4 protein-coding genes are annotated in these 7562 nt (G+C 41.6%); 3 read left to right on the forward strand and 1 reads right to left on the reverse strand.

Annotated features, from left to right (window positions below; all coding sequences use genetic code 11):
• The first annotated feature begins 231 nt into the window (after positions 1 to 231).
• From ACT3RN_RS07000 to ACT3RN_RS07010, 3 genes are all read left to right on the forward strand, one after another.
• Entirely contained in the window at positions 232 to 2025 is a 1794-nt protein-coding gene (locus ACT3RN_RS07000; RefSeq protein ID WP_192520023.1) for an acyl-CoA dehydrogenase C-terminal domain-containing protein, read from the forward strand.
• 595 nt (positions 2026 to 2620) lie between these two features.
• Complete coding sequence (locus ACT3RN_RS07005) at positions 2621 to 4405, forward strand: acyl-CoA dehydrogenase C-terminal domain-containing protein (RefSeq protein WP_192520024.1); 1785 nt, start codon at positions 2621 to 2623, stop codon at positions 4403 to 4405.
• Between the two features lie 247 nt (positions 4406 to 4652).
• Entirely contained in the window at positions 4653 to 7064 is a 2412-nt protein-coding gene (locus ACT3RN_RS07010) for a site-specific recombinase (RefSeq protein ID WP_192520025.1), read from the forward strand.
• 210 nt (positions 7065 to 7274) lie between these two features.
• On the opposite strand, the gene ACT3RN_RS07015 is transcribed toward ACT3RN_RS07010, so the two are convergent.
• On the reverse strand, positions 7275 to 7562 hold a 288-nt coding region (locus ACT3RN_RS07015; RefSeq protein ID WP_444518528.1), incomplete at its 5' end, for a hypothetical protein.

Consider the following 7562-nt stretch of genomic DNA (forward strand, 5'->3'; position numbering starts at 1 on the left):
ATCTTTTATAGTGAATTTGTCAGGTCTTATTGAGACTTCAGTTGACTCTGGCAATCATTATTCTTTTCAATACGATTTTATATAATCAACAACTCAGTCCATCTACGTTATTGCCTAGCATTTGTTTAGGCACGTTAGATTGAAATAGCCACACCTGTACGGCGTCGGACGGTGCAGTTAGATGACTATTCTTGACTTTGCTTGATTACATTCCAAAAAGGACAGGAAGTTATGCAATATAAAGCGCCCTTACGTGATATTCAATTCGTGATGCATGAGTTACTTGACAGTGAAAGCCACTATAAAACCTTACCAGCCTTTCAAGAAGCTGATCGTGAGTTGATGGATAGTCTGTTCGAGATGGCTGCAAGCTTTGCTGAAAATGAACTATCACCATTGAACCAAAGCGGTGATGCTGAAGGCTGTAAGTTCGATAACGGTACTGTCACTACACCAAAAGGTTTTAAAGAAGCTTATACAGCGTTTTGTGAGCTCGGCTTCCCTGCTTTGTCTGCTGAAGAAGACTTCGGTGGGCAAAACATGCCTTTTTCATTGTCTACTGTCATTAATGAAATGGTGGGTACAGCCAACTGGTCATTCTCTATGTATCCTGGCCTATCGCATGGTGCCATTCAAACCATCGAACACCATGGTACTGACGCTCAAAAACAAACCTATTTAGAAAAAATGGTCACTGGCGAATGGTCAGGCACCATGTGCCTTACTGAGGCCCACGCCGGTTCGGATTTAGGGATTATTCGTACCAAAGCTGAGCCTAAGGAAGATGGCAGCTATAGTATCACTGGTCAGAAAATTTTTATCTCTGCAGGTGAGCATGATCTGACTAGCAACATCATTCACATTGTCTTAGCCCGTCTACCAGGCGCGCCTGCTGGCACCAAAGGTATCTCATTATTTATCGTTCCTAAAGTAACGGTCAATGAAGATGGTAGTTTAGGCGAAGGTAATAATGTCGTTTGCGGCTCTATCGAGCATAAAATGGGTATCAAAGCTTCTGCCACTTGTGTCATGAACTTTGATGGTGCAACAGGTTATCTGATTGGCCCAGAAAACCGTGGTCTACAGTGTATGTTTACCTTTATGAATGTGGCACGTATCGGTACTGCCGTTCAAGGTTTAACAGCTGCAGAGTATGCATTCCAAGGCTCATTGACTTATGCAAAAGACCGCTTAGCAATGCGTTCGTTATCAGGTGTTAAAGCACCAAAGAAAGCAGCTGACCCTATCATTGTACATCCAGCTGTTCGTAACATGCTATTGACCGAAAAAGCCTTTGCAGAAGGTGGTCGTGCCCTAGTCTATTACCTCTCACACTTTGCTGATGTTGTCGCAAAAGGCGAAGGTGAAGATCTTAAGTTTGCTGACCAAATGTTGTCACTACTGACACCAATTGCTAAAGCATTCCTGACAGAAACTGGTCTAGAAGCGGCCAATCATGGCGTGCAGGTATATGGTGGTCATGGCTTTATCAGCGAATGGGGTATGGAACAAAACGTACGTGATACACGCATCTCTTGCTTATACGAAGGAACAACAGAAATTCAAGCACTTGATTTGCTTGGTCGTAAAGTATTGGGCTCACAGGGCAAACTACTTGCCAACTTTGTCAACATCATTCAAAAATTCTGTGACGAAAACAAAGAAAATGATGAGATGGGTCAATTCATTCGCCCACTTGCCAAACACCTTAAAGAATGGGGCGACCTCACTGCACGTATTGGCATGCAAGCAACTGAAAACCCTGATGCGGTCGGCGGCGCTGCTGTTGACTACATGTACTTCAGTGGCTATGTCACTCTAGCCTATTTATGGGCTCGTATGGCATTAATCGCCCAGACCGCTATTGCTGAGGGCACTAGCGAAAAAGCATTCTACGATGCTAAAGTCAAAACTGCTCAGTTCTACTTTGCTAAGCTGTTGCCACGTACCACTACCCACGTACAACGTATCGGCACTGGTGTAGAGCCATACATGAGCATGGATGTTGATCAGTTCGCCTTTTAATTAAAGCGCTAAAAGTCATACTAATATACTCTTGAGCGGCAATATACTTCGGTATGTTGCCGCTTTATTTTTGCATACGTTTGTGATGACCCTTAACATATAGTCAGAGAAGTCTAAAACAGCTACAAGGCAGCCGACCGCAAATTGTACATATAGTACCTCTAGGGAGGGTAACACCGTAGCGGTTTAGTATGGTCAAAGTATTTTTAAATCGCTACAGTGCTGCTGGGATAAATTTTTCGCAGCCTCTGTGAATACAGCAAGCAAGTAAAGTTTGTACCAGTAGCACCATAATACAATCGTATCGGTTTTATGTTTTTTTGACTATAGTTCGCGGACTATAGATCAACAGGACTTAGTCAGCAGTGACTGTCTGCAAATACCGACCCATCTATCTTTCCACATAACAAGCATCACTGCGATGCCTCTCAGTACTTCAATAGTCGTTGCTAACTTTTAGTGCACGCACGATTCACGAACAAATACACTTGCGCGCAAGCTTATTTGTTAAACTTTGATTATGAGTGAATCAAGTTAAATCAGAAAAACAAATTATTATCTTATCAATTTTATTTATTTGACCAAAGGAATGTTTATGGCTGTTTATAATGCCCCTCTTAATGATATGCGTTTCATTCTAAATGACGTATTTAAAGCATCAGAATTTTGGCAAAACAACGAAAACTTAGCTCATGTTGACATTGAAACCGTTGATATGGTCTTAGAAGAAATGGCAAAACTGTCAAAAAACATTTTATTGCCTATTAATCGTAGCGGTGATGAAGAAGGCGCAACCTTTCACGGTGATGGCGTGGTCACGACGCCAACTGGATTTAAAGAGGCTTACAAACAGTTTGCCGAATCAGGTTGGGTTGGCTTAAGCGGTAATGCTGAATACGGTGGTCAAGGTTTTCCCAAAATGGTCACTATGTTGACTGAAGAAATGGTTTTCACTGCCAACCAATCGTTTGCGCTTTATCCAAACCTGACCGTTGGTGCCACACTTTGCCTAAACGCAGCCGCTTCTGAAGAACAAAAACAGACTTATCTAGAAAAAATGTATAACGGTGAATGGGCTGGTACCATGTGCTTAACTGAGCCACATGCTGGTACTGACCTAGGTATTATCAAAACCAAAGCTGTGCCTAACGATGACGGTAGCTATGATATCTCTGGTACCAAAATCTTTATTACTGGTGGCGAGCATGACCTAACTGACAACATCATACACTTAGTATTGGCAAAAACCCCTAATGCACCGGAAGGTTCAAAAGGCATCTCACTATTTGTGGTACCAAAATTCTTGGTCAATGACGATGGTAGTTTAGGCGAGCGCAATACATTGGCAGTTGGTTCTATCGAACACAAAATGGGTATCAAAGCATCGGCCACTTGTGTCATGAACTTTGATAGCGCAAAAGGCTGGATGGTGGGTGCAGAAAACACTGGTCTGTCTTCAATGTTCATTATGATGAATTATGAGCGCGTAACGATGGGTTTACAAGGACTCGGCGGTTCTGAACTTGCTTATCAAAACGCTGCTTTATATGCCAATGACCGTGGTCAAGGCCGCAGCGATACACAAATTCAAAGCCCAGAGAAACCAGCTGATGCCATCATCCATCATGCTGATGTGCGCCGTATGCTCTTAAATGCTAAAGCCAACACTGAAGCGTCACGCTGCTTTGCGATGTACGTGGCCAAAAATCTTGATGAAGAAAAATTTAGTACCGATCCTGATTCAGCAAAAGCCGCTGCTGCTCGTGTTGCATTACTAACACCCGTTGCGAAAGCATTTTTGACAGATAAAGCGCTAGAGGCCACTGTAGATTGCCAGCAGGTATTTGGTGGTCACGGCTATATCCGCGAATGGGGTATGGAACAAATCGTTCGTGATACGCGTATCGCCCAGATCTACGAAGGCACAAATGGTATTCAAGCACTTGATTTATTAGGTCGTAAAGTGGCTCGCAATAATGGCAAATATATCACTCACTTCTTAGGTGAGATTCGTGACTTTGTCAATAATATGCAAGCAGATCATGGTATCAAACAAGCGACGCTAGACGCAGCAGATACAATCGAAGCGTTAACCACGACTGTACTGAGCAATATTAGCGATCGTAAAAGTGAAATTAATGGCTGTGCCGTTGATTATATGCATGCCTTTGGTTATCTAGCTTACTCGTACATGTTTGCTTTAATGGTCGAAGCGGCTAACGGTAAAGAAGGTGGTTTTTACACCAACAAAGCCAAGCTTGCAGACTATTTCGTGGGGCGTATCTTGCCACGTATCAATGCTCATGCACAGATGGTCAAAGCTGGTAGTGATCCGATGATGAATTTTGATCTTGACTACTTTGATGTACCCGCCAGCTAAGTTATTATCATAGATAATATTCAAAAAAAAGGACAGCCATATAAGCTGTCCTTTTTTTTGCCAAAATAACTCTCATCATAATTTCTAACAAAATAATTGACTATCAATATGTGACTAAGATAAAAATAACGTACAATAAATCGTCGTTCGCATTAAATAAAAGTCTGATTAAATCTTTATAAATCATACTTATTTTGATCAATTATATGATAAAAACTACTAAAACAATCATAACAAAAGGTACGACGTGTCAGAAATGAAACATATTCTACAGCAAATTACGGCCTTGAGTGATGTACCTGATCCCTCAGTATTAAAGCGCCTAATAGATGCACTACGGGTAGGTGATAAAGAACCTGCACTGGCCAACGAAAATATTCAGTCCCTTATTGATATCCTGCGCCAACATCCAGAATATGCTGATGGGCTCTCTAGCTTTGTCCTCAAGATCATCATTCAGTATCGCCAAATTGCACTATATACCGACACTGGTATCATGTCAGACCAAGGGTTTTTCAATAGCTTACGCCGTTTAATCGGTCATCGTATTTTGCCGATATTACCGCAAGAAGACTCCGTGGTTGAATTGGTCGGCTATTTGTTCAATAAAAGCACTGATGAGCGCTGGCTCGCTAATATTAAAGAAGAGAAATGGGACGAATTGGTAGAGGTACTAAAAGTCGAAGAGAAGCATTTAGACTTAGTCGCCAATGTGAAAAACAGTATTTTAAACGCTATTATTATTTTATCTTATCGCATCAGTGGTATTGGTTTGCATCCTGATTTGATGGACTCTTACCCACAGATGCTGAATTACTCAGCGGCATTTGTTGCGCAGAACCAAGAAGCGGTACTATTCGTCAATGAATATAGACAAGCACATGAGCTTGATACCTTAACAGATATTACTCCCGAGCAAGCCGTTGATCCGGCGCCTTTGTTGGTAATGATTGAGCAGTGCGAAGATATCGTTGCCACGGTACGCAAACGTATTTATAAAACAGGTATCTCAATTCGTTTGACTAATATGATGCTACGCTTAGATCAAAGCTTACAACGTATGCGTGTCTTAACAGAGCTAGTGACAAATGATGATCAAAAGCGTGATCGCGCTGTGATTGATCTGATACAAACACTGATTAAGACTGCCAATCGCCGCTATAGCATTGGTTATTTGATTAATAACAATACTAAGCTGCTCTCTCGTAAAGTCACTGAAAATGCCAGCCGTGTTGGTGAGCATTACATCAGTACCGATAGAGTCGGCTATCGAAAAATGTTTAAAAAAGCCTCTATTGGTGGCTTCATGATTGCGTTTATGGCTACTATTAAAATACTAGCCTATCAGTTGGCGCTTGCTCCAATGGGACGTGCCTTTGTCAATAGCATGATTTATGGACTGGGTTTCGTCTTTATCCATGTCATCCGCGGTACTGTCGCGACCAAACAGCCAGCTATGACTGCAGCTGCTATTGCTTCTACCATATCTGAAAGCTCAGGTAAAAAATCCCACCAATTGACCAAGCTATCAGAATTAGTCGTCGATATTCTACGTACTCAGTTTATTGCCATCATGGGTAACGTGATGCTAGCAGTGCCTGTCGCTCTTCTCATCTCATTTGCATGGCTACAGTATACAGGCGTACCGATGATTGACACTGAAAAAGCGGAACATTTGCTCCATGATCTTGATCCTTTTCAGTCACTAGCACTCCCCCATGCTGCCATCGCTGGTGTGTATTTATTTCTAGCAGGTTTGATAGCTGGTTACTACGATAATTTGGCCGTTTACAACAATGTAGGTGCACGTATTCAACGTCATAAACTCCTCAAGTTTATACTACCCAAGACATGGCTCACTCGTTTAGGGGGCTTTGTAGAAGCCAATCTCGGTGCCATTATGGGTAATTTCTTGTTCGGGGTATTCTTAGGCAGTACAGCAACGATTGGCTATATTTTCGGACTACCCATCGATATTCGCCATATTGCATTTGCCTCGGCGAATTTGGCACATGGTTTATTTAATATATCCGCTGATGATATGAGTTGGAGCATTATTTTAATATCGATACTTGGCGTCGCACTTATCGGTATCGTCAACCTGCTAGTGAGTTTTTCCTTAGCACTGTTTGTCGCGCTACGCTCTAAAGAAGTGAAATTTTTTGAATGGAGTCGTTTGACTAAACTGGTCTTTGGTCACATCATTAGTCACCCTTCTGACTTCTTTTGGCCACGTGACAAACCAATGAAGTACGCACGTATCGATAGTCAAGGGCATATGATATTTGACGATACCTCAGCGCAGAGAAATGGCAAAACATTACCCAGTAATTATGTCGTACGACGCTTGTCTGATGTCAGGATCTTACCTGAGTCCAAGCAAGGTAATTCCCAGCATCCTCAAACAAACACTGATATATACTATGATAATCAACCTGGGGGCGACCACGCACAAGCTCACGCTCCTTCTCACAATACTGTTGACCTTGACGATAGTTTGATGGATGAAGAGCTCAATAGTGTGCCCTATACTGACGATATTCAATATAATCAAACACCAAATGATTTTGATAGTGATAATAACCATGCGGAATCTTCTGTGAGCGATACCAAAACATCGTTACCAAAGCCTAAAAAACCACCAAACCTGCCCAGTTAATATTGCAGATGTGGTGGTTTTGGACTTGGTCAGCTGTTGGTATTAAAGTTATTTACTATACGATTTAGCAAGGTCATTTCCCAACTCTGACACTGACACCAAAAAGCCGAGCGTATTTGAGTATGCCTATAGCAAATTCAAATACGCTCGGCTCCCTAGTGAATTTTCAAGATTTGCCATAAGCTAATGGTTTACGTTAGTGGCGTAACTTCATTCTTTAGGTATACTAAACTTACCTGATATCGTAACAACAATCCAAAAAATAATACTGACCGCCGAAAGTCCTATCAGCACGGATGGTGTATAAGTGACAAACCATAATTCGAGCGCACCAATCGTTAGAAAAGCACTGATAGTACCTATAAAAAATAAAATCAGATACTTAAAAAGAGAATTAATTCTAAAATTAAAACGTTTTAAAATGACTCCAACTATTATGGCGACCAAAGCAAATACAACAGTTAATAGCAAAGTTGCTACCACTGCTGTAAAAATTTT

Origin of the sequence: Psychrobacter sp. AOP5-GZ1-6 (assembly GCF_052376345.1) — a bacterium.
In the GTDB taxonomy this organism is placed as follows: Bacteria; Pseudomonadota; Gammaproteobacteria; order Pseudomonadales; family Moraxellaceae; genus Psychrobacter.

Excerpts from the sequence above, each read along its gene's own strand:
- ACT3RN_RS07000 (WP_192520023.1), top strand. The coding sequence starts at position 232 with ATGCAATATAAAGCGCCCTTACGTGATATTCAATTCGTGATGCATGAG.
- ACT3RN_RS07005 (WP_192520024.1), top strand. The coding sequence starts at position 2,621 with ATGGCTGTTTATAATGCCCCTCTTAATGATATGCGTTTCATTCTAAAT.